Source organism: Pseudoalteromonas sp. APC 3250 (assembly GCF_030407915.1).
Classification (GTDB): Bacteria; Pseudomonadota; Gammaproteobacteria; order Enterobacterales; family Alteromonadaceae; genus Pseudoalteromonas; species Pseudoalteromonas tetraodonis.
Genome location: NZ_JASDCM010000018.1, coordinates 1 through 23,142 on the forward strand (window position 1 = coordinate 1; position 23,142 = coordinate 23,142).

A 23,142-nucleotide genomic window follows, 5' to 3' on the forward strand; every position below is an offset into this window, starting at 1 on the left:
CTTATTATCTTCAATTGGGTATATTTCACCAGCTCAATATGAAACAGACTACTATGATAATTTAAACGAGTCAGGTAAAGTGGCCTGACTTAAACAAACTGGTCTCCGATGAACTCGGGGCGATTCATTGCCAGAACTGAGATAAGTTTCTATTTACTCTAACCCAACGAGGTAGAAGGTTTGAAATTGTTGGCTTATCAAGCGCTTCCTTCCTTATTAATTGATAATGACCATCATCAGCGTTACCACCAGTCGCTTGAGCAATTAAAGCATTCTGAAAGTATTCAATTCGATCATAAAGTGAATTTAGATGTTCTAATCCCTGCACAAAACCTCCTTAAAAACATAGCGCCCAAATAATGGGCAAAAAACAGTTGGTTAAAATATCGACGCAGGAGCATTGTCCTTATTGAATTGCTTGTTATAAGCACCTACGCTGCTGTAGAAAATAGAACACTCTCAGATAAAAACTTAATAATCGGTATATATTGACTCACAATCGATTCTGATTCTGAAAAAGGCATGAAACAGTCTTCTCTAGAATATCTATCACTTGAGTGGACTAAAGAGTTACGTATATGCTTAATGACTTTTGCTGTATTGGAGATTGCATGACCTGACTCCAATTTAATAGACATTTTTTCACCAAAGACTATAGCTTTATTATTTGAGAATATTTTTTCATCTAACTCCGCTTCCAATTTTTTTATGAATTCAATCAGTTCATCTTCTTGTACATACTTAGCCAAAACTGCTTTTAGCATTTCAGTTTCATCTTGATGTTTATCATGTTTTTTTATTACAGAAAGTAACTTATTAACATTTGAATAGGTTGCCTTATAATTTGGCTTATTAAGTTGAGTTTTTACAGAGTTAAAGAGAATTTCGTCAGCAACTCTCAAAAAGTTATATTCCAATACATGATAGAAAGACAAATAAGATTGTCCTGGAAATTGACTACTTTTAGCTACCTTATAAAAGCTCACAAGATCATCATCATATTTTACGTTAGGTATTTTTAAAGGTTCTTCTTCAAGTTCCGGTTGTAGATGTTGGAAATGTTTTGCCTTGATATCGTCTCTAAGCTCCCAGCATTCCCCTTTGGCGTAAGCCAAATTGAACAGACAGGCTTTGATTTTTTCTTTTCCTACTACCTCTATCTTTTCTTTAGACAGTTTAGGTTTTGGAGTGTACTTCGCAGTAAAAGGGTTAAAGAACAAGTCATCGAATCTAATTCGTAACCGACCGTTTTTCCGAGCTTTTAATCTTTCGCTACGCTTCTCGATTCTACGCTTTACATAATCAAATAAGTATTCATAAGCTGTTGAGGAGTAATGACTTAAAACAAACTCATTTGACGCTCTAGTAATAGTTAACAAACTACCTTTGTCATCTGTAAATTCAAATTCTGGTCTTGGGATAAAATTAGGATCTAATCTTACTATTTGAAACTCGACGAAATTATTACTTGTTAAAACCCTTATATCAGGGTTAAAACTATACTGTTTAGCACGATAAAAATGATTTATTGACTTAATCCAAACATCATCAACTTCCAAAAAAACTTTTTTATCATCAATATCTATTAGGAGGGTTCTATCGTCAATTTCAACTGAACAACCTAAATTTGTGAGGACTTCCGAAAATTTCGCTAGTGACATGACTATCCTTGTGCTTATAACATTTTAGTATTTATGCGACACGCTGTTTGTGTTGCAAAATAGCTTGTTGGACTGATGCGCTACCTGCTCGGTGTGTCAGAGTTGGTGTTGTTTATGCTATGGACTTTTATATAAAAGAAAGGCTTTTTATCATCTAAGCTAAACAGCTAATTTAATAAGCTGACCAATTATAATTTAAGCTTTCCCTGCGTCGCTCAGTGTTCATTATTTATCCATTAAACCTAATATTTAACCGTTAAGCAAGGATATTTTTCGCTCGCACAGCCGCTATTAGCCTGAGCAGTTAAGCAGGTTAACTCATTGATTTGATGCAGCAACCAAGGCAGCTAACTTTTTCGAACTATTTCATTCGTAGCAATACCTGAGGTTATCCCTCCGATATAAAGGACAAAGGAGGAAAATCTTAACTTCAGGCATCAAATACTTTGGCTGACCCATTATCAATATTTTGCTTATCAGTAACAGTCTAAAACAATAAGATAAACAAATAACCCCTACTTTTAGCTATTACTTAGTTTGATTTCTAACTAGCACTTACAAACTCAACAGTCCTTCTACCCATTCTAAAACAAAGCGTGTGTTTTGGGTTTGTTCGCGCTGCTGATTAATTACTTTATCAACCCCCACCTACATGCGGTATTTTTAACCAAACCGTAACGGGGGTTTACAGCAACTGCTTAAAACGCGGGTGCTGTTACTGTACTTTATTAACTGATAAGGTGATTAAGCGAAGCAATAAAATTGCGTTTTAGTAACGATTTAAACAGGAGTCATTAATGGCAACTACACTGGCGTTTGATGTATACGGTACGCTTATAAATACTCATGGCGTGGTGTCGTTACTTGAAAATATGGTTGGCGATAACGCGCACGCATTTTCAACTACTTGGCGTGAAAAACAACTCGAATATTCGTTTAGGCGTGGCTTAATGCAAAACTACGTGCCGTTTTCGGTGTGTACTGAGCAGGCACTTAATTATGCGTGTTTACTGCACAAGGTAACTTTAAGCGATGAGCAAAAAGCACAGTTATTAGCACGCTATAAAACCCTCCCCGCATTCGATGATGTTAAAGCAGGGCTTGAGAGCTTAAAAGCACAAAACTATCGGTTATTTGCGTTTTCTAATGGTGCGGCCAGTGCGGTAAATACCTTGCTCGAAGCGGCAGGTATAAGTGATTACTTTGAAGGCGTGTTGAGCGCCGATGACATTAAAACTTTTAAACCCAACCCCGGTGTTTATAGTCATTTTTTACGCGAGGCAAATTCAACCGGTGCTAATACCTGGTTGATATCGAGTAACCCGTTTGATGTGATTGGGGCGTTATCGCACGGTATGCGTGCTGCGTGGATACAGCGCTCAAGTGAGGCTATTTTTGACCCCTGGGAACTAACGCCTACAATAACGGCGTGCGATTTACATGATTTAAAAACCAAGCTGGCCAGTAATAACCAATGATTTAGTGGGCAGGAGTTAAATTACACCAATGAAAGGCTAGGTTTGCGCTTACAAACCTAGCCGTTTTTTAGTCTTCAATTGCAATGGCAATTTCTATTTCGTTACTGTTTTTATAATACTCAAAATCACTGGTGTAAGTACGTTCATAGCGGCAATCGTCTGAGCTGAAGTATTGCCAAATTTCGCCCCATAAATCGATTACTGCATCGGGCATTTCACCTTCACCTTTAAATACCAAATAACGCCCCGCTTGGGTGGTTACTTTTTTAGCTTCAGGGAGTTTAATTGATAAATTATCGCAGCAGGCAATTACGTCAAAATCGCCAGTGAGATCGCTTTCGTAATTAGTATACACACCATACACTTTGGTGTTTTGGGTAAGGCTGTTGGCAAACTTTTCACCAAATTTTTGCCAAAGTTCAGCTATATTTGCAGTGCCAGCGTTCATTTCATTGGCGTTGCAGGTTCTTACTTTTAAGCCGATTAAGGTCTGACTTGCTAATTGTTTTACTTCCATCATGACGTCCTTTAGCGTTAATACAAACACCAACGTAACAGAAAAACCGCCAATACTTTAAATTTTGTATTAAATATTTCATAAACAGTGATTATTGAGCTCAATTGCGTGTTTATTGCTCATGTTTAAATAGGTGCCAATCGCTAAACGTGGCTTTGCTACCGCTAAAATAATTGCTCAATTCCCCCTTTTTTAACTTTATTTTTGCATGTAATGCTTGTCGTTTAATAATATGGCTTATCGATTTTTGTTAAAAATATACGACAAGCTTATTAGCTCTAATTTAAAAAAAGTTGTTATCTAATCTTTTTTCATTATTGTAAATAGAAATCATTATCATTAAGATCCTTGCACCTAAAAAGTGTACTCAAGGAATGTTGATGTGTCTCAATCTCACGTGTTAAATATTAATACCATTGAAAAACAGGCTGTATTTGAACAAAGCGGCCTGCCCCCACAATTCAATTTAGAGCAGTTCATTAATTATCAAATAGCGTCTTTGCAAGGGTTGTCGGCGGTACAGCAAGCGATGGCTAAAGCCCAAAAGCCATTTTCAGGTGTGTCGGTAAATGCGTTAGCAAAAGTAGTAAACGATGTTGATTTATCAAAGCCTTTGGCTGACTTTCCGGCGGTGCTTGAAGAGCTAAAAGGCGTGTATTTAGATCATGCCGTGTATTTTCATCATCCTCGCTACATGGCGCATTTAAACTGCCCTGTAACCTATCCTGCTGTGGTGGCCGAACACATTATTGCTGCTATTAATACCTCGGTAGATACGTGGGATCAAAGTGCAGGTGCGACCTTAATTGAGCAAAAGCTGATTGATTGGACATGCCAAAAAGCAGCATTGCCAAGCACTGCCGATGGAGTATTTACTAGTGGCGGCACACAATCAAACTTAATGGCAATGTTGGTTGCTCGTGAAGTAGCAGTAAGCCGATATGCGCCAGAGCATCAGGTGAAACTTCAGGGCTTACCAGCTGTTGCCTCGCGCTTTAAAATTTACTGCTCTGAGGTGGCGCACTTTAGTATTCAAAAAGCAGCGGCGTTACTGGGCTTAGGTTACAACGCTGTGGTGCCGGTGGCTACAAACAGCGAAATGCAAATGGATATGCAGGCACTTAAAACCGCCATAGCAACAAGCAAAGCGCAAGGTGATTTACCCATTGCAGTGGTTATTACCGCAGGCACAACCGATTTTGGCTCCATCGATCCAATCCATAATATTGCCATGCTAGCTAAAGAAGAGCAGCTATGGTGCCACGTAGATTGCGCTTATGGTGGCGGTTTGTTGGTGAGCGAGCACCACCGCAATGCGCTTAATGGCATTGAGTTGGTTGATTCAATAACGATTGATTATCACAAATCATTTATGCAACCGGTTAGTTGTAGTGCCTTTTTATTAAGCGATAAACGCCATTTTAGCCACATTACTTTATATGCCGATTATTTAAACCCATTAGCAGAGGCCGGTAATGGCACGCCTAATTTGGTTGATAAAAGCCTACAAACCACTCGCCGTTTTGATGCCTTAAAGTTATGGCTAACACTGCGCACCACTGGAGAAGCGCCGCTGGGTCGCGCGTTCGATAAAGTTATTGGTCTTGCGCGCCAAACGCATATTGTACTTAACGACCATCCCGACTTTGAAGTAGTTAACTACCCTGAGCTTAGTGCCTTAGTATTTAGATTTGCCCCTGATGATTTAAAACATGACCTTGATTTACTCGACTCTTTAAACCTGCATGTACGACAAACGTTTTTACAAACCGGTGAAGCCATGATTGCCCGTACAAAAATAAATGGTCGTCATTATCTTAAATTTACATTGCTTAATGCGCAGTGCCAATTAACAGATGTACGCGCTGTTATTGAACAAATTAGCCACATTGCATGGCAAACTTATAGGGAAATTGCATAATGGATAATCAACCTTACGATTTTATAGCTATTGGCCTTGGCCCATTTAACTTATCTTTAGCGTGTTTAAGTGAACCGCTCGAAGATGTAAAAAGTCTGTTTTTAGAGCAGCGCAGTGAATTTGATTGGCACCCAGGAATGATGCTTGAGGGCGTTACATTACAAACTCCGTTTATGTCGGATTTAGTAACCATGGCAGATCCAACCAGCCAGTATAGCTTTTTAAATTATGCCAAATTAAATAATCGTTTATACCCGTTTTATATTCGCGAAAGCTTTTTTTTATTGCGCCGTGAATACAACTTATATTGCCAATGGGTTTGCTCGCAGCTTTCAAATGTTAACTTTGAACAAACAGTCACTCAAGTTGAGTTTTGCCCGCAAAGTGAGTGTTATACCGTTAGCTGTAACACCCCTAATGGCATACAACATTATGTGACTCGCCATATTGTTTTGGGCACAGGGCCTGCACCGTATATTCCTGATTGCGCTGTGCAAAGTAACTCAAATAACGTAATGCACAGTAGCGATTTTTGTCATCGGCTTGATGAATTAAAAGCGGCTAAACGAGTTACTGTGGTGGGGGCTGGACAAAGTGCAGCAGAAATTTACCACACCTTATTGCAACAAGCAGTACCGCAAGGCTTGCAGCTTGATTGGATAGCACGCTCACCGCGCTATTTTCCGCTTGAGTATACTAAACTCACCCTTGAAATGACCTCTCCTGAGTATGTAGATTACTTTTATAATTTAAAAACTGAGCAGCGAGATTGGCTCAATCAAAACCAAAAAAATCTATTTAAGGGCATTAACGGCGATTTAATTAACGACATTTTCGACACCCTCTACGCACAAAGCCTTGATGGGCCAATTTCCACTACATTTAAAACTAACAGCAAGCTAACAAGCACTCAAAAAGTAGGTAAGCGTTTACTGACTGAGTTTTATCATCAGGAGCTTGAGCAGCCCTTTTCAATAGAAACCGACTTTTTAATTTGCGCCACGGGCTTTAAATATCAGCGCCCTGCTTTTTTAAATAATATTGCCCAGCAATTACCCCAAGATGAGCAAGGTCGTTATTTAGTAAGCCGTGAATATGCGGTAGATAGCGAACAAAAACGTATTTTTGTACAAAATGCCGAGCAGCATACTCATGGTTTTGTAACTCCAGATTTAGGTATGGCTTGCTACCGTAATAGTATTATTTTACGTGAAATTTTAGGTTATTCGCCTTATCAGGTTGAGCAAAAAATTGCTTTTCAAAACTTTGATTTAAGTGATGTCACCCTATCAACACAACAGCAGAGTAGCGCCGCATGAGTCTTCGTTTAGCGCTAATTTTGCTGACGGTTATTTCGGTGGTATGCGATACCTTGCTGCTACCGTTTTATCCGCAATTTTTTGCTAGTGAATTTGCTATTAGTAACGCCACCCTAATCGGCCTCTTTGTGGCTAACTCATGTATTACTGTAATGCTGGCTTTACCGCTATGGGCTAAAGTCGCTAAAAAATACAATGAGTTGGCTTTGTGGTTAGTAACCCAGGTGGTAGCCGCTGGTTTTGGCGTGCTTTGTTATTTTGCAACAACGGCGTGGGAGTTTTGGTTTTACTACCAGCTCATGCTGGTACTAAAAGCAAGTTACCTACTTATTTACCCATTTGCACTGCGATTAGAACAACAAACTAAGCATTTATCTATTATTGGTCTGTTTTCTGTATTGATGCATTTTGGTGCGATTGGTGGCGCTTTAATTGGTGGTTATTTCTTTAGTTTAGCAGAGCCACGCTACGCGTTATTACTCAGTAGTGCCGGTGACCTAGTTCAGGTTTTATTATGCGCCTACTTAATGTATTCATTAAAAACAGGTATTTATCAGCAAGTAATAGCGACTGAAAAACCGCGAGAACGTATTCCCTATTTTATTTGGCAATTTTGCTTTTTAAGTGTGGTGGTTTATTTTAGCGCGTTTTTAATTCGCCCCTTCTTTACTACTCATTGGCAAGCATTAAACGCACAAAGCAGCACGTTGCAAAGCGCTGTTGTATACGCCATTCCTGCCTTTGCCGCGCTTGTTATGCTGGTTTTTAACCATTTCAGGCAGCATCTACCACTGCCAACATTAAGCCGCACTAGCACTTTGTTATGTGCACTTATTTTGGGGGCACTTGGGCTTTATTTACAAGCGCAGGAGTCGGTGGGGGTAGTGATTTTATCACGTGTTTTATATGGTTTTGCGCTATTTCAAGTGATGGTACTACTAGAGGTAATGCTATTTGCTAAAAGTGAGCCTGCACATTACGGCAGCGACTTTGCCAAAGTGCACATTGCTCAAAATATAGGGGTTATTTTAGCATCGTTACTAGTGGGTATGAGCGTAGAGCATCTTTCAACAACGGTTGTGTTTTACTTTGCTGCCATTGGCTTTGCAAGCCTTGCCTTTATTTTGCTTTGGCGGGTTAAGGCTGTTGCTCGAACTGCGCGTTCAGCGTCTTAGTTTTTAAGATTTTTTGGAGTTTTTATGTATTTTTCATCTTTTGTAACCACCCTACAGCATACCGGCAAAGTGACTATGCGGTTATTACAACAAACAGATATGCCAACAGTTTGCTATTGGCTTAAGCAACCGTATGCACTTTTTTGGGGTATGCAGCAGCAAACCGAGCAACAAATAACTAAAGCGTATCAAGATATTATTGATACGCCTCATCATCAGGCATACGTGATCGAGCAAAATAATAACCTATTGGCTTTAGTTGAGCTTTATAGCCCTGAGCACGAAAGCTTAATGAAAGCGGCGTACGAGGTTGAACCTAATGATGTGGGTATGCATATTTTATTAGCGCCTAACACGGCACCTAAGCGCCATTTTAGTTTTGAAATGATGCAGTGCGTGCTGCAAAGTATTTTTGCTCAAAACAGTGCCGCCCGTGTTGTGGTTGAGCCCGACATTGCTAATAGTAAAATTCATACGTTAAATAAACGTTTGGGGTTTGTGCATACCCAGCAAGTTCAACTGGGCGAAAAAGCCGCTTATTTAGGCTTTTGTAATAAAGCAGCCTTTGATAGGCACAGCCAACTATTTACTGATTCGTTAGCGCCTTTGCAAACTGATTACGTGATACAGCCACATTGGCAATGGGCAAATCGGCATTTACAAGCTAAAGCACTCACCGAGCTAGTGCACGAGCGTTTATTGGCCGCAGAGACAACAAAGCGAGGCTTTAAAGTGAATGTTGAAGGCGGTTACTTTATTTTTAATGGCCGTGCTATGGCACTAAACCACATTGATATAGACGAGCCAAGCTTATGCTTTTACAATCTTAACGAAGAGCTGCAACCACTAGATGTGTTGCACTTTTTTAGTATGCAAGGGCCTGCGCTAGGTTTAACGGGTAAGCGCCTTGCCACCTACCTTGAAGAGCTAAATGCTACTTTAGCCAGTGCGTGCTTTAAACGTGAAAATAACACGTTAACAGCGGCGCAGTTAGCTAATTTAGGGCTGCAAAAAATAGAAGCCGCAATGAGTGAAGGGCATCCTGCCTTTGTTGCTAATAATGGCCGCATTGGTTTTAGTAAAGCTGACTTTTTACGTTATGCGCCAGAAGTAGGCAAACCGTTTAAAGTACTGTGGTTAGCAGCGCATAAAGCGGTATGCGACTTTGCCCATAGTGAATACTTTGCCGATTACCCAAGCCATATAAGTGATGAGCTAGATTTAACCACCCGAGATGCGTTTAACAAAGCGCTAAAAGCTCAAAACCTAAACCCCGGTGATTACTTACTCATTCCTGCTCACCCTTGGCAGTACCAACATAAATTGAGTGTGGTATTTGCAAATGAGTTGGCAAATCAGCGATTAGTGTATTTAGGTGAAGGTGACGATTTATATCAAGCGCAACAATCAATTCGGACCTTATATAATTGCTCGCACCCGCATAAGCCGTATTTAAAAGTGGCGTTGTCGATTTTAAATATGGGATTTATGCGTGGCCTATCGCGTGCTTACATGGCGGTGACTCCTGCCATTAACGATTGGGTATTTGAAAAGGTTAGCCAAGATCAACAACTCGCAGGCGCTAATTTTACAGCGCTTAGAGAATACGCCACCTTAGGTTATGCCCATCATACGTTTGAGCAACACGCCCTTGGGGATACACCCTATCGTAAAATGTTTGCCTGCTTATGGCGAGAAAACCCAAACCATAATTTAAATAGTGATGAACAACTGACCACTATGGCAGCGTTATTACACTTAGATAATAATGGCCAAAGTTTAGTGGGCGAATGGATAGCGCAAAGTGGTTTGAGCACGCAGCAGTGGTTACATGAGTACTTTAATGCCTATTTAATTCCGCTAGTACATTGCTTTTACGCGCATAAATTAGTGTTTATGCCCCACGGTGAAAACCTCATTTTAAAGCTTAAAAATTCGGTGCCAGTGGGCGCATATATGAAAGACATAGGTGAAGAGGTTGCCTTACTTAATAGCACTGAAGTATTGCCTGCAGGGGTTGAACGTATTCATGTTTCTATGCCTAAAGAGCTTGAGCTGTTAAGTATATTTACCGATGTATTTGACTGCTTCTTTAGATACTTAGTGGCAATTTTAGTGCGAGAAGAGCGTATTACAGAGCATGACTTTTGGCAGTGTGTTACGCAAAGTGTTAAAGCATATCAACATGCTAACCCTGCTTTAAATGAGCGATTTAAAGAGTATGACTTTTTTAGTGATGAGTTTGCTCACTCTTGTTTAAACCGCTTACAGCTGGGTAATAATGAGCAAATGGTTGATTTAACGGATCCGGCAGGTAGTTTGCAGTTTGCTGGTAACTTAAACAACCCCGTATCGGCAAAGCTGTATGGCTAAACCGATTACCCTTGCGCAGTTTTTATATTGCCATCAACCCGTACAACGAACTTTTAAACCGAGCTTATTATTAGTGCGCGCTTTAACAGTTCGTTGTAAGGCGCAGTACCCGACTGCGCCTAAGCAATTTATTAGTCGGCATTTGTATTTGCAGCTTTGTTGGCAAGCTATTTACGCTTATTGCTATTGGTTTGCTTGCAAGCAAAGTACGGCTGACCCCATTAACATGCCGTTAGCGGTAAATGGCGCTTATTGTCGTGGGTTTAACCTGAATAATGGCGTGTTAGTAAGTAAAGCTGAGCAAACCAAAGCGTTTACTCATTTTATAAGCCAAGTTGGTGAATGGGTAAATACCGACTACGCGCTGGGTAAAAAAGAACAAGCACGGTTATTACTCGATTCGTTAAGTAGTGCTATTGAGCGAGCTCATAGCTTAGCCCTTGCAACCACTTTACATATCAATAATTGCCATCGTCAGCTGCATACCCTTATTTGTGAGCACTTTAGCCTTGATGCGCCATTTACTGAAAACCCCCAGCGTTTAACCTGTTGCCGCTATTATTTAGCCGGTTATAGCAAATGCCAAACCTGCCCTAAAAAGGATATTAAAACCAATGAACCAACGTCTTAAAACGATTGATCTTGCGCGTGGTGCGAGCGTTTTCATTATGATTATTGTGCATACCTTATGGATGTATGCCACCACAGCGCTTCAAAGTGAAAGCGCATTTGGTACGGTTGTACATATACTTGGCAAAGGCACCGCCTCGTTTTTGGTGGCAATGGGGCTATCTATGGCGCTTTCGCGCAGGCAAACACCCTTGCTATTAATTAAGCGTGGTTTACAGCTTTTACTGCTTGCCTATTTAATGAATGCGGCCAAGTTTTGGCTACCTATTGAAGTATTTAATACCATGCCCGAGGCGTTTATAAATGCTTATGGCTGGCAAAGTCCGCTCAGTGCTGGGCAGTTACAATTTATGGTGTTAACAGGTGATATTTTACAACTGGCTGGAGTTAGCTTATTGCTGTTTGGTGTGCTTAATATTGCCCGTTGGAAAACAATATGGATTGCGGTTTTAGCCATTGCAATTGCAGTTATGAGCCAGTTTGTGAGGGGGCAACAATTTACGCTTTCACCTTATATTAGCGATTTGTTTTTTGCTAATAACTATCAAGTGTATTTTCCGGCATTTCCTTGGATAAGTGCGATATTAACGGGGTATGTACTTGGTCGTTTATACCTTAGTAATCAACAAAATGCCGATTACTTATATAAAGTATGTGCACAACTTGGTGCTGCTTTACTTGTTATTGGCGGCATATGGTTAGCCATTGATTTTAAAGGACAGTTTGGCAACTTTTTCCATTTAAATGGCGGCGGTATTAGCTATTTAGTTGGCTTAAATTTATGTGCCCTAGCGGCTATACAGTATATTTTTGCTGATAAATATAATGGTCCTATTACACGTGCTCTTTTATATGCCAGTAAAAATGTAACCGCGCTATATGTTATTCAATGGGTACTTATTTGCTGGTTTATGGGGGCGCTTGGTTATCATACCCTTAGCCTTTGGCCGACTCTTTGTATGATGGTACTAATGACTTTACTGACTTTTGCTGTGCATAAGGTTTATTTAAAAAGCAAACAGAGCTTCACAGACATTACGCAAAAAACTAAACGTACAGCTTAAGCTGTAAAGGGGCTTTACGGGCGCTGATTTGGGTGCCCTAGCCTGCTTTTATTGCGTTAATAACGCTATGCATACGCTTTGCTAATGGTCTATTTCGGTGATGACACACATAAATATTTTCGCTAATTGGTTTGGTTAAATGATGCGTTTTAATAAGCGCAGGTTTATTAAAAGCACTTACTGCGTGTGCTGGTAAAACCGTAAAACCCAGCCCTAAACTTACCGGCTCCAGTATTAAACTTATTTGGTTAGAAAACCCCGTTTGCTTAATTTGATCAACATGTTCAAATTCTGGGAAATTTTCACTTAATAAAAGCTGTGCATGATGTTTTGCATCGGGGTGGCTAATAAAACCTAGTTGATTTAATGCGCTCCATGTTGGGTTTTCTATATGTGCGGGCGTTACTAATAATAGGCATTCTTTACCAATTTTGTGGCTGGTAACTTCACTAAGGGTAGGCGCTTGAGTTAAAAAGCCAATATCGGCACTATGATTGGCCACTGCTTGTTCAACACTGGTATTTGGAGCAAAGCGGTAATCTATAATTAGCTCCTTGTACTCTACTTGCAATGCTAATAGTTGATTGTAAAACTTTAGCCCGCAACTGCCTGGCGACTGTATTTTAACTAAACCGCTGTAAGGTGAATCATCTTTTAATTGCTGCTCTAAAAACTGCCATTCTTTGAGTAACTGACTACCCTGCTGATATAAATTTTGACCCTGAATAGTAAGCGTAAATTGTTTACCGTGACGCTCAAGCAAGGCGCAATCTAGTTGCTGCTCTAACTTTTTTATATGTTGGCTTACGCCTGACTGGGTCATATAAAGGCGCTCGGCGGTTTGGGTAAAATGATTTACATCAACTAAAGTACAAAACGTGTTTAACCATGTCGGATTTATCATTACAAAATATACTCAAAATGATGATTAATGATAATTTTACTTAATGTTGGTCAATTCGTAAACTAACTCCATCAACTAAACATAGTTAAGTAGGAGTATTTATTATGAGTCATACATATCCACGTAGTTTTTCGCACATTGGTATTTCAGTTCCCGATGTTGAAAAAGCCGTAGAGTTTTACACTAAGGTGATGGGCTGGTACACCATAATGGAGCCTACCGTGATCACTGAAGACAACAGCCCAATTGGCGAAATGTGTACCGATGTATTTGGTCCAAATTGGGAAAAATTCAAAATAGCGCATCTTTCAACAGGCGACCGAATTGGTGTAGAAATTTTTGAATTTAAAGACCAAGAAAACCCTAAAGACAACTTTGAATACTGGAAAACCGGTATCTTCCATTTCTGTGTACAAGACCCAGATGTAGAAGGCTTAGCAGATCGCATTGTTGCCGCAGGTGGTAAAAAACGTATGCCAGAGCCACGTTACTACTACCCTGGTGAAAAGCCGTACCGCATGATCTACATGGAAGACCCGTTTGGTAACATCCTTGAGATTTACAGCCACAGTTACGAGCTTATATATAGCGCAGGCGCATACTAAAAGCACATAGCTTAAAGTATTTAGTAAAAACAAAGCCGCAGTATTTATTACTGTGGTTTTGTGCCTAAAAAGAATACATTGCCTAGATATGTTAGTGCTGATAACGTGATAAAACAAAACTACTTATAACTCCATGTTTTAAATTAAGGACAATAATGAACATTTCATTGGAAGATATCACTTCTGCTAATTACGAAGAGGTATGCGATTTAGACGTTACCAAAGCGCAACAAGAATACGTAGCGTGTAATATGTGGTCGTTAGTTGAGGCGCACTACAATAGTGGACATACCTGTAAAGCTATTTACCAAAATAATAAGCCTGTAGGCTTTTTTATGTGGGTGCAAGAAACCCCTACAAAAGTTTCTATTTGGCGTTTTATGGTAGATGAACATCATCAAAATAAAGGTATTGGCCGCCAAGCATTATTAATGGCAATTGCAGAGATTAAAACGACTTCTAAGCTTGAACAAATCGAGATTTGTTATAACCCGCAAAACCCTGTTGCTAAGGATTTTTATTCTAGTTTTGGGTTTGAAGAAGTTGGCCTAGATGAAGACGAAGAAGATATGTTAGCCATTATTAATATAAAAAGTTAACCCAATTTTGTTTAGCGCGTTGCTTATTGCCATAAAGATTAGTGCTTAGTAAGGTGTGGAGGATGTTGCAGTGCTAATTTTTTTAGCTGTGTAATGCATGAAAGCGCTAAGTCATGATATTCATCATCGCTATACAATATCTCGTTTAGCAGATTAATAGATTGTATGAGTGCATTGTGCGCAGCACTTTGTTCGTCTAAAAAGTGAAGTGTGGAATAAAGGCGCTCTGTAAGTGAGGTAATTTGTATGATTTGCTGTTTATTCGCACAGTTATACATTTGAGCTAATAAGGACGCACTTTCAAGTGCACACCCCAAATACGGCAATGCTTGTGCAAATTGGTATCGTTTAAACAGCGCTTCGCCACTTAGCTGCGCATTTTGAATATCTATAATTGCTTGCTCTGGTTGACATAAAACATGTTGTTTGTGTCGAGCACATAAAAAAGGTAAGGCCATGGGACGTTCCATATCTGTATATTTTTTAAGGCTGTAAAACAGAAATCTTAAAAAATCAAATGATAATTGTTTTTATTTGCATTTATAGGTTTAAAGCAGTTTGTTGTGTATACTAACTTCATTGTTTTGATTCTTATTTTTATAAAAACCGATATGAAAAACCCATTTTTAGCACTTGTTTTACTCAGTGGATTATCAGGCTGCAGTACAAACACAGTATCAATATCTCAAAATTCATCCTTGTATAATTACGGGCTTTATAATGCAAATGGCCAGCGAGTTAATTCAATATTGTCAGAGTCCACGCTTTTGAATGCCGATGTTGTTTTAGTCGGTGAATGGCATACACACCCCGGTGTGCACTTATTTCAGGCTCAGCTATTTCAGCAATTAAGCACACAAAATAAGCCTATTGCCTTATCGCTTGAGCAATTTAGTCGCGCTGATCAGCAAACACTAAACCTTTATCTTGAGAGTAAAATAGGTGAACAATACCTAATTGATAATACTAAGGCTTGGCCTAATTATAAGAGCGATTATCGTGCGTTAGTGGAATTGGCGAAGATACAAAATAGCGATGTAATAGCTGCAAATGCGCCTAAGCATATTGTTACCTGTATTGGTCGCCAAGGTATTAATTATATTAATAAACTCGACCCACAACAGCGTAGTTTTATTGCAAAAGAGATAGATACTTCTCCAAGCCTTTATAAAGAACGCTTTATGCAATCCATGCATCATGGAACGGCGAGTAAAAACGAAAAACTTTACGCCGCGCAAGTTACTTGGGACGAAACCATGGCTGAGTCTATCGTTAACTATATTAGTCAAAATAAGGGCACGCAGGTTATACATTTAGCTGGTGACTTTCATGTGAGAAATGGTGAAGGCATAGCGCGGGTAATTAAGCGAATTGCCCCAGAGCTTAATGTTGTATGGGTTTCGCCAGTATCAAAGGTACAATCTGAGCAAAGTGGTTATCAATTAGAAGTTAACGCTTTGCCTGCTCGCTATGTGCAAAAAGCACATCAACAAGCTGCATTTAAAGCTTTAGCCAAACGAGGGGAGAAAACACAGTGCCAATAATAGGTTGGCACTGTGTTTGTGTAATACACTTTTTAATATTTACTTAAGCGTAAATGTGCTTTTCATCATGGCGTAATGGCCAGGAAAAGAGCAAAAGAAAGTGTAATCGGTTCCGGCGGTTAAGCCGCTGGTTTTAAAAGTAACGTCGGTTGTTTTACCGCCGCCAATAATGTCTGTAGCACCAATCACACGACTATCATTAGGCTTTATGTAGTGGTTGCTAAGCCCTGCAGCGTTGCCATCTGTGATAATACCTTGCATGTTTTAATCGTAGATAGCACCCAGTTATGACCCATTACATTGGCAGGTAATTTACCGGTGTGGCAAGGGCGTGTTGATCTTTGATGGTTGAATTTGCAGCAGTGTGTTTGGTTTTTAGGCAAGACAGAGCCTATGAAGTGTGGTTATTCCACATAAATAGGCGATAACGCAGCATAAATACCAAACATGCGCTGTCCTTCGGGTTCTGCCTAGGGGCGATAAACTCATTGTTGCTCGATTTTTACTTAGCCCACCAGGTTACAAATCTCGCGCCGCGACTTAATCGCCCCTAGATTGAACAAATTCCAATCCGCAAAGTTCAACACGCCCTATGCTTTACGGTCACTTGCTTACAGCTTTTAGGGGCGCTTAGTGTTTTAGTTGAAAACTGCATCATATCGTTTGCATCTATATTTAGTGTGCATTCGTCTGCATATGCAGCATTGGTACTCAGTAGCAGTGTAGTGCTTAGTAAGGCTATTAATTTTTTCATACTGTCTGTGCTAGTTGGTTTGAGCTGTTTCGAGCTTTATTTGTTAAGGCTACAAGTGCTTTTCGCACGGCTAATGGGCTATCGCACTCGTTCGCAAAATTAATAAAGTAATTACGCTTGTGGCTTTGTATATAAAAGCCTGTGGGTAGTAGGCCGCTCATTATTGGGGTGTTATCGGCTACGTTATAGTGCTGCATTAATATCAGCGACATAGCATCTTGATGATCTTCATTCATATGAGTGATCATGCTTTGCTGCTGGCTTTCATCCCACTTTTTAGGCTGAGCTTGCCACTCGTTTTGCTCAAGCCAAAATATTTTTCCAAAACCGCCAATATAACGCACCCGTACTGCATCTAATTGCCAAAGCTGAAAATCATGCGCATTGCGATAGCTTGCAGCCTCAGGGTACAAAGCTATATATTTATCAAGTAGCACTTCGCTTTGCTCTTTTGCCACAATAGAGCCATCACCTACGAGTGTTACTCGCCCATGTTCGTTTTGATCGCCATAATCGGCGGCATCAAAAATAGTCAGACTCATGCGTGAGTCCTGTTTTAAATTTTTGGTGTGCTGAGCTATGTCACTAATAAAAAAGTAGATGCGACCTTGTTCGTCACACATATAAGGTGTAACAGAGCCAAACGGATAGCCGCGTAAATTATTTGAAATGGTCGACATTACGCCGGCATGGGTTTTAAAAACGAGCGTACGTGCGTCGTTTAATGCTTGCTCTCTCATGAAAACTCCTGACGTTGAGAAAAAACCATGGGCGCATCGTTATAAGGATGAGGGTTAACGTGCAATTTCATGGCGTACATTTGTTGTAAGTTTTGTGCTGTTAAAACGGTATTTATAGACCCGCTTTGCAGCACTTTTTGGTTGTGTAATAAAATAGCGTTGGTTGCATAAAGGCTTGCTAAATTAAGATCGTGTATAGCAATAATGGCGCTGTTTCCTTGCTCTACAAAGGTTCTAACACAGCTAAGTAAAGTATGTTGATGACGCATATCTAGCGCTGATGTTGGCTCATCGAGCAACATTAATTTAGGCCCCGTTTGCGCAGTAAAAGCATCTAACTGTGCTAATGTGCGCGCCATATGAACACGCTGTTGTTCGCCGCCCGAAAGCGCACTCATTCGACGTGTTAGGTAATGGGTTAAATCCATAAGTGAGGCATATTTTTGAACTTTATTGGCTTGTGTTTTAAGAGACTCTGTATAGGGATAGCGACCCATAGCAATGAGTTCAACTACACTAAAATCAAAGCCAACATGGTTACTTTGCATCATTACAGCGCGCTTGCTAGCTAATTGCTCTTTAGAAAATGAATGCAAAGGTTTGGTATTAAATAGTATATCTCCCTCAAAGGGATGCATGCCTGCCAAAGTATGCAGTAAGGTCGATTTACCTGCGCCATTTTCGCCTATCAGTGCGACAAGTTGTCCTGCTTGGATATTGCCGCTAATACCCTCTAAAACACGATGGGTGTTAAAGCCTATATTGAGGTTGTTAAACGTGATCATGACCAATCTCGCTTATTTTTAATGATCAAATATATAAATAGTGGAGCCCCAAGTAACGCCGTTATAATGCCTATCGGCAGCTCCGCAGGCATAACAACCAAGCGTGCTAACCAATCTGAAAGTAGCAACACTATGACACCTAAAAGCATACAAAGTGGCAGCATATTTCGTAAATGAGGCCCAACCATTAGGCGTGCAATATGAGGGACAACTAAACCAACAAAGCCAATTAAACCTGTTAGCGCAACCACCGCACCTACGCCCAATGCCACTAATATAATGACGTATAATTTAAGCTTGCTGGTATCGACTCCTAAGTATTGAGCTTGTGATTCACCGATAAGAAGTAGATTCATTGGCTCTTTTAATCGCCATAGCCCGATAAGGCTCAGTAAAAGCAAAGGACTCGCCTGTTTTATATTATCCCAGCTCGCACCGCCTAATGAGCCCATGGTCCAATAGTTAATTAACCGCAGTGCGCTGTCATCGGCATAAAAACTTAATAATCCAATAACAGCGAATGCCAATGCATTAATGGCGACACCGACTAATATAAGCGTATTTATATTAATTTGTTTTTGTTGTTTTGAGACTAAATATACCAGCGACGTTACTGAGAGTGCGCCCAAAAATGAGGCATAAGGTAAGTAGTGTTGGGCGTTAAAATTAAATTGTGCACTAAGGGCGATAAAAGCAACCGCGACCATTGCAGCGCCTGCGCTTATACCAATAATAGAGGGATCAGCAAGCGGGTTACGACATAGCGCTTGGGTTGCAGCCCCTGTTTGTGCAAGTACTAAACCTACCATCACTGCAAGGACAAAACGAGGCAGGCGTATTTGTGTAACCACATTGATTTGTAGCGCATCAAATTGACTAAAATGTTCAGGAGCTAGCCATGCAATAGCTAAACGCCAATCCCATCCTGCGGCTCCATAGCCTATGCTAAGTAATGCTAAAGCAAAAATGCAGCCATAACTTAATAGCATCCACTTATGCGGGTTACTCAGTGTTATGGCGTTAAAACGATTCAAAGTTAACGTGCTCATAAGCGTGTTTTATACTCATGCAATGCTTGAATCGCAGTTGCAATACGCGGCGACATGCCCAGTGAAAGTAAGCTGTCCATGACCAGTAACTGACACTCTTGCGCTGCTTTTAATAAACGAAGTGTAGGTTGTTTACAAAAGGCTTGTTTCCCACCAAGGCTTTGCACAACATGCGCTGGCGCCACTAAAAAATCGGGCTGACTTACAGCCAGTACTTCACTGTTAATTGCTTTAAAGCCTGTATGCGTAGCAGCTATATTGGTAATGCCCGCATAATTAAACAGCAAGTTGGGCACCGTTTCTTGTCCTGCTGCGACGAGCCCACGCTCATTAGCTGAAAGTAAAAACAAAGCGTTGTGAGTCTGTGTTTTTGCTTTAGTAGGTAACGATTTTTTTATTTTAGTAATTAGGTTTTGAGCTTTTAGGTTTGCATCTAAATCACTACCAAGGCGCTTAATTAGCTCAAGTAGTTCATTTACAGAAGTCGGTTTTTTATAGTGAATAACCTTCACTCCGGTCGCTTCTATTTGCTTGAGCGCCTGCTCTCTTCCTGCACCTTCAAGTGCAAGTAACGTAGTTGGGCGCATTGAAAGCACTCCCTCAGCGGCTAGGTCTCGATAGTAACCTACCTGTGGCAACTGTGTTGCTTGTTGCGGATACATACTTGATTGGTCAACCGCGACTAAACTATTTTGTTTTTCTAGTGCGTAGATTATTTCAGTTAATGTGCCGCCAGCACTGATCACACGCTCTTTCGCGAGTGCTGATTGAGTGGCTAAAGCCAGAAAAAAAATTAGGTACTTCATAACAAACTCCGATTTTATTTTTTAGTATTATAACTACTTTAATCTAAATGAAAATGATTATCATAATCAATTGATCTTATTTCGGGTTGGTTGTACCATTTGAAAGTAAATAATAACTATTATCATTTGGAGTGGAGATGAATCCCTTTTCTTTTAAATTTACAGCATTAGCCTCTTTGTTAATTAGCTCTGGTAGCGCACTGGCCGAAAATGTTATTGACGATCATATTGTGGTTAGTGGCTCTCGTTTTGAACAAAAGCTTGAAGATGTGACTGGCTCAGTAACGGTTATTACCGAACAAGATATTGAGCGTCAGCTCGCTGTAGATTTACAAACTATGTTTAAATACGATCCAAGTATCTCAAGTACTGGCAGTGGCGCAGGCGCGCAAACATTAACTGTACGGGGTGTTGGTGGCAACAGAGTTGTTTTTATTAAAGATGGAAGACGCACAAACGATGGCTACGCTGGCGGCGGCGGTTATTTAGTGGGTCGAAACTACTTTGATGTTGCGGGTGTTAAACAAGTTGAAGTTGCAAAAGGGGCGGCATCATCGCTATATGGTTCTGATGCACTAGGGGGAATTGTAGTAATAACAACTAAAGACCCGAGTGATTATTTAGTGGATCAACAAAGCTTGGTAAAAGTAGCGTTAGGCTACCAAGGCCAAAGTAATCAGGTTGCTGCTGATATTACAGCAGCAAAAGATTTAGGTGACTTTGCTATTAGCGCTGTTTATAGCCATCGCGATAGTGAAGAAGTACAAAACTACGTTGAAGATTTACCAGGTTACGATGCCCGCTCGGACGCTTTGCTGCTTAAAGTTGAGCAAAAACTTGATGAAAAACGCACCCTTAAATACACCTTAGATTACTTTAATCAAACGACAGAACAAGTAATCACTCCATCCATTCAAGAAACCGAAGACGAAGACACAAATATCTCATTTGCACTCGATTATGATTCAGATATGGCAACAGCTATATTTGATAAATGGTATGGGCAACTATCTTATAGTCGATACGAGCAACAAAGTGACCAAATAAGCGCAGCTAGAAATTACATCGATTATAATGACTACGGGTTTGAGCAAGATATTTTAGGCTTAAAAGCGGTATTTAGTAAGGAAGTTAAAGGAGAAAATACCGAGCATGAATTTGTCTATGGAATCGATATTGATTTATATGATACTACTCGACCACGCTTAAAAACCCGTGTATTAAATGATGGTACTGTTGATTTTACGAATGAAAAACAAAAAGCATTTCCTGGCGCCGATACTTCTTTAGTTGGTGTATATATGCAAGACAGTATTAAATTTAATGAGACTGATTGGTCGTTAGTTGCGGGTATTCGTTACGATTATTATGCACTTGAAGCAAAAAAAGATGCGCTATACGCTGACATCGAGCTTGATGATATTACCGAGTCTGCGTTTTCACCAAAGCTGGGTGTGATTTATCAGGTAGACGATAATTTATCTTGGTATGGGCAATATGTTCGAGGCTTTAAAATACCGCCACATGACCAAGCTTATCAAAGCCATGGTGTTGAGCCATTTTATCAAATATTACCAAATGCAGATTTAGACCCTGAAAGCAGTGACTCATTCGAGATCGGATTAAGATACGCAAGTAGCGATATTAGTGTAAATCTAAGTACTTTTTATGCTGCCTATGATGACTTTATCGAAACAACAATCGCGGGTGTTGAACCAACTTATATTCCTAATGTAAATAAAACATTTTACCAATATCAAAATATTAGCGAAACCCAGATCAGCGGTGTAGAAGCTGGTATTGCTATGTATGTTACCGACGATATTTTATTAGAAGCCAATGTTGCTTACGTAGATGGTGAAAACAAAGATTCTGACCAGCCACTCACTAGTATTAGCCCGTTAAATGGTTCTATATTAGTAAGCACTGAGTTTGGCAATGTTAATTGGACCGCTGCTTGGCGTTTAGCTAAGGCGCAGTCTGATGTAGTACTTGATACTAATGGTAATAAAACAACACAAGGTAACGGTTATGGTGTTGTTGATTTATATGCAAATTATCAGTGGCAAGCATGGCAAATGAATGTAGGTTTACTTAACCTACTCGATAAAGAGTACGTACCGTTTGAACTTATTGCTGGTCAATCCAAAGGTACTGATTTTAGCCAATATAGCCAACCAGGACGTAATGTTTCGGCTCGGATAAGCTATCAGTTTTAATTAATATTAAAAGTTGTATATATACCAATCGGCATAAATATCTGAATAATTTAACGGATTGAATTTTTTTATGTTTAAGCTGATTGGTATATAAAGCACTAGAAAACACTGCGTATTGCACCATAGTGTAAAGGGGGTTTACGTCTCTATAATTTTTGTACTGCTCATATATTTCAATAGCACTATGCATACATTTTCAAAAGAGTGCGTTTAAATCAATATTGGTTTACTAAAGGCACTTATGGCATGCGTATTCAACACGAGAAACCTAAGCTAATTATAAAAAGGAGGTATCAGCTCGAACAGGTTACATCACTCATACCAAAAGTATGCGTTAAACCATCAGAATTTTTATCAATTACTATCAGATTATTCTTTTCAATGTAAAACGTGTATTCGCGCATCCAATTGAGTTTAGCAATTCGCTTTAGCTCATAACGGCCAAATGCTAGCGGGCAATTTAAATACGCATAATGATAGGCTTTCCCCATTGCCCCAGGGTCTGCGGTATAAATATAAATAGTACGATCAGTAAACGTGTTTTGTTTGTGAATATAATCAGGCGTTGATAATGAAGAACCATTGACTAAAATCCCTAAACACAAAAAAGGAATTTGTATTACACCGACTAATGTAAGAATGATATAGAACAACCACTGGGCTATTTTATTTTTAATTATGCTTTTAATTTTTTTAGGTTTGGTGAAAAGCAGTATTAAACCCGTAATTACCAACACTAATTTTATATAAAGTAGATTATGGCTTAATGTATCCATAAGCCGTGGTGAGTGCCAATTTAACCCCCATAGCGCTCCCCCGTGCATGCTTTCTAGGAATGGTAACAATAAACATGCAGAAATAAGAAAAATAATTAACGAGCTATTATTGCTGCTTGTATCCATTTATTTTTGTCCTTTAAATCTAACCGGAGTCGCTGTATTTTAGTGTGATATTTATAACATGTTTTATAATACAGCGTACCTAAAATGTCATAATGCA

23 protein-coding genes are annotated in these 23,142 nt (G+C 39.7%); 11 read left to right on the forward strand and 12 right to left on the reverse strand.

Annotation, left to right across the window (positions count from 1 at the left end):
• Positions 1–124: 124 nt before the first annotated feature.
• Complete coding sequence (locus QL986_RS15645; RefSeq protein WP_290191688.1) at positions 125–328, reverse strand: hypothetical protein; 204 nt, start codon at positions 326–328, stop codon at positions 125–127.
• 103 nt (positions 329–431) lie between these two features.
• Positions 432–1,661 (reverse strand): hypothetical protein, encoded by a 1,230-nt coding sequence (locus QL986_RS15650; RefSeq protein ID WP_290191689.1) that lies wholly within the window; start codon positions 1,659–1,661, stop codon positions 432–434.
• A 797-nt stretch (positions 1,662–2,458) separates the two neighbouring features.
• Here QL986_RS15650 and QL986_RS15655 point away from each other — a divergent pair.
• The gene (locus QL986_RS15655; protein WP_024602458.1) at positions 2,459–3,139 is read left to right on the forward strand and encodes a haloacid dehalogenase type II; all 681 of its coding nucleotides are present in this window, start codon (positions 2,459–2,461) and stop codon (positions 3,137–3,139) included.
• Between the two features lie 67 nt (positions 3,140–3,206).
• Here QL986_RS15655 and QL986_RS15660 read toward each other — a convergent pair whose 3' ends face one another.
• Complete coding sequence (locus QL986_RS15660; RefSeq protein WP_138686829.1) at positions 3,207–3,656, reverse strand: GyrI-like domain-containing protein; 450 nt, start codon at positions 3,654–3,656, stop codon at positions 3,207–3,209.
• A gap of 382 nt (positions 3,657–4,038) precedes the next feature.
• Between QL986_RS15660 and QL986_RS15665 the strand changes: the two genes are divergently transcribed.
• The 6 genes from QL986_RS15665 to QL986_RS15690 are packed head-to-tail and all read left to right on the forward strand — an operon-like array spanning position 4,039 to position 12,138.
• Positions 4,039–5,577 carry an aspartate aminotransferase family protein gene (locus tag QL986_RS15665; RefSeq protein WP_024602456.1) on the forward strand — a complete coding sequence of 513 codons (1,539 nt, stop codon included), beginning with the start codon at positions 4,039–4,041 and terminating at the stop codon, positions 5,575–5,577.
• Positions 5,577–6,896: a SidA/IucD/PvdA family monooxygenase gene (locus QL986_RS15670; protein WP_024602455.1), complete on the forward strand. Its 1,320-nt coding sequence runs from the start codon at positions 5,577–5,579 to the stop codon at positions 6,894–6,896. Before QL986_RS15665 ends, QL986_RS15670 begins: the two co-directional genes overlap by 1 nt.
• Entirely contained in the window at positions 6,893–8,071 is a 1,179-nt protein-coding gene (locus QL986_RS15675) for an MFS transporter (RefSeq protein WP_024602454.1), read from the forward strand. The genes QL986_RS15670 and QL986_RS15675 overlap by 4 nt, the downstream gene beginning before the upstream one ends.
• A gap of 24 nt (positions 8,072–8,095) precedes the next feature.
• Entirely contained in the window at positions 8,096–10,444 is a 2,349-nt protein-coding gene (locus QL986_RS15680; RefSeq protein ID WP_024602453.1) for a GNAT family N-acetyltransferase, read from the forward strand.
• The gene (locus QL986_RS15685) at positions 10,437–11,075 is read left to right on the forward strand and encodes a hypothetical protein (protein ID WP_024602452.1); all 639 of its coding nucleotides are present in this window, start codon (positions 10,437–10,439) and stop codon (positions 11,073–11,075) included. Before QL986_RS15680 ends, QL986_RS15685 begins: the two co-directional genes overlap by 8 nt.
• Positions 11,059–12,138 carry a heparan-alpha-glucosaminide N-acetyltransferase domain-containing protein gene (locus QL986_RS15690; protein WP_024602451.1) on the forward strand — a complete coding sequence of 360 codons (1,080 nt, stop codon included), beginning with the start codon at positions 11,059–11,061 and terminating at the stop codon, positions 12,136–12,138. The genes QL986_RS15685 and QL986_RS15690 overlap by 17 nt, the downstream gene beginning before the upstream one ends.
• 37 nt (positions 12,139–12,175) lie before the next feature.
• On the opposite strand, the gene QL986_RS15695 is transcribed toward QL986_RS15690, so the two are convergent.
• Complete coding sequence (locus QL986_RS15695) at positions 12,176–13,042, reverse strand: LysR family transcriptional regulator (RefSeq protein ID WP_024602450.1); 867 nt, start codon at positions 13,040–13,042, stop codon at positions 12,176–12,178.
• Between the two features lie 104 nt (positions 13,043–13,146).
• On the opposite strand from QL986_RS15695, the gene QL986_RS15700 reads away from it, so the two are divergent.
• A complete protein-coding gene (locus tag QL986_RS15700) occupies positions 13,147–13,647 on the forward strand; it encodes a lactoylglutathione lyase family protein (protein WP_008130525.1) in 501 nt (166 codons plus the stop codon).
• A 155-nt stretch (positions 13,648–13,802) separates the two neighbouring features.
• On the forward strand, positions 13,803–14,246 hold the full coding sequence (locus QL986_RS15705; protein ID WP_024602449.1) for a GNAT family N-acetyltransferase: 444 nt from the start codon (positions 13,803–13,805) through the stop codon (positions 14,244–14,246).
• Positions 14,247–14,284: 38 nt separating this feature from the next.
• Here QL986_RS15705 and QL986_RS15710 read toward each other — a convergent pair whose 3' ends face one another.
• The gene (locus QL986_RS15710; protein ID WP_010388755.1) at positions 14,285–14,704 is read right to left on the reverse strand and encodes a hypothetical protein; all 420 of its coding nucleotides are present in this window, start codon (positions 14,702–14,704) and stop codon (positions 14,285–14,287) included.
• Positions 14,705–14,857: 153 nt separating this feature from the next.
• On the opposite strand from QL986_RS15710, the gene QL986_RS15715 reads away from it, so the two are divergent.
• Positions 14,858–15,790: a ChaN family lipoprotein gene (locus QL986_RS15715; protein WP_290191690.1), complete on the forward strand. Its 933-nt coding sequence runs from the start codon at positions 14,858–14,860 to the stop codon at positions 15,788–15,790.
• Between the two features lie 39 nt (positions 15,791–15,829).
• Here QL986_RS15715 and QL986_RS15720 read toward each other — a convergent pair whose 3' ends face one another.
• From QL986_RS15720 to QL986_RS15745, 6 genes are all read right to left on the reverse strand, one after another.
• On the reverse strand, positions 15,830–16,051 hold the full coding sequence (locus tag QL986_RS15720) for a plastocyanin/azurin family copper-binding protein (RefSeq protein WP_051385875.1): 222 nt from the start codon (positions 16,049–16,051) through the stop codon (positions 15,830–15,832).
• Positions 16,052–16,370: 319 nt separating this feature from the next.
• Positions 16,371–16,544, reverse strand: a complete 174-nt coding sequence (locus QL986_RS15725; protein ID WP_235190268.1) for a hypothetical protein — start codon at positions 16,542–16,544, stop codon at positions 16,371–16,373.
• On the reverse strand, positions 16,541–17,284 hold the full coding sequence (locus QL986_RS15730; protein ID WP_024602447.1) for a DUF2470 domain-containing protein: 744 nt from the start codon (positions 17,282–17,284) through the stop codon (positions 16,541–16,543). Before QL986_RS15730 ends, QL986_RS15725 begins: the two co-directional genes overlap by 4 nt.
• The gene (locus QL986_RS15735) at positions 17,281–18,069 is read right to left on the reverse strand and encodes a heme ABC transporter ATP-binding protein (protein WP_029750413.1); all 789 of its coding nucleotides are present in this window, start codon (positions 18,067–18,069) and stop codon (positions 17,281–17,283) included. Before QL986_RS15735 ends, QL986_RS15730 begins: the two co-directional genes overlap by 4 nt.
• Entirely contained in the window at positions 18,066–19,118 is a 1,053-nt protein-coding gene (locus QL986_RS15740) for an iron ABC transporter permease (RefSeq protein ID WP_024602445.1), read from the reverse strand. The genes QL986_RS15735 and QL986_RS15740 overlap by 4 nt, the downstream gene beginning before the upstream one ends.
• Positions 19,115–19,924 carry an ABC transporter substrate-binding protein gene (locus QL986_RS15745; RefSeq protein ID WP_024602444.1) on the reverse strand — a complete coding sequence of 270 codons (810 nt, stop codon included), beginning with the start codon at positions 19,922–19,924 and terminating at the stop codon, positions 19,115–19,117. The genes QL986_RS15740 and QL986_RS15745 overlap by 4 nt, the downstream gene beginning before the upstream one ends.
• Positions 19,925–20,061: 137 nt before the next feature.
• Here QL986_RS15745 and QL986_RS15750 point away from each other — a divergent pair, with 137 nt between their 5' ends.
• Positions 20,062–22,143, forward strand: a complete 2,082-nt coding sequence (locus QL986_RS15750) for a TonB-dependent hemoglobin/transferrin/lactoferrin family receptor (RefSeq protein ID WP_024602443.1) — start codon at positions 20,062–20,064, stop codon at positions 22,141–22,143.
• Positions 22,144–22,436: 293 nt separating this feature from the next.
• Here QL986_RS15750 and QL986_RS15755 read toward each other — a convergent pair whose 3' ends face one another.
• Complete coding sequence (locus QL986_RS15755; protein ID WP_024602442.1) at positions 22,437–23,045, reverse strand: hypothetical protein; 609 nt, start codon at positions 23,043–23,045, stop codon at positions 22,437–22,439.
• Between the last annotated feature and the right edge of the window lie 97 nt (positions 23,046–23,142).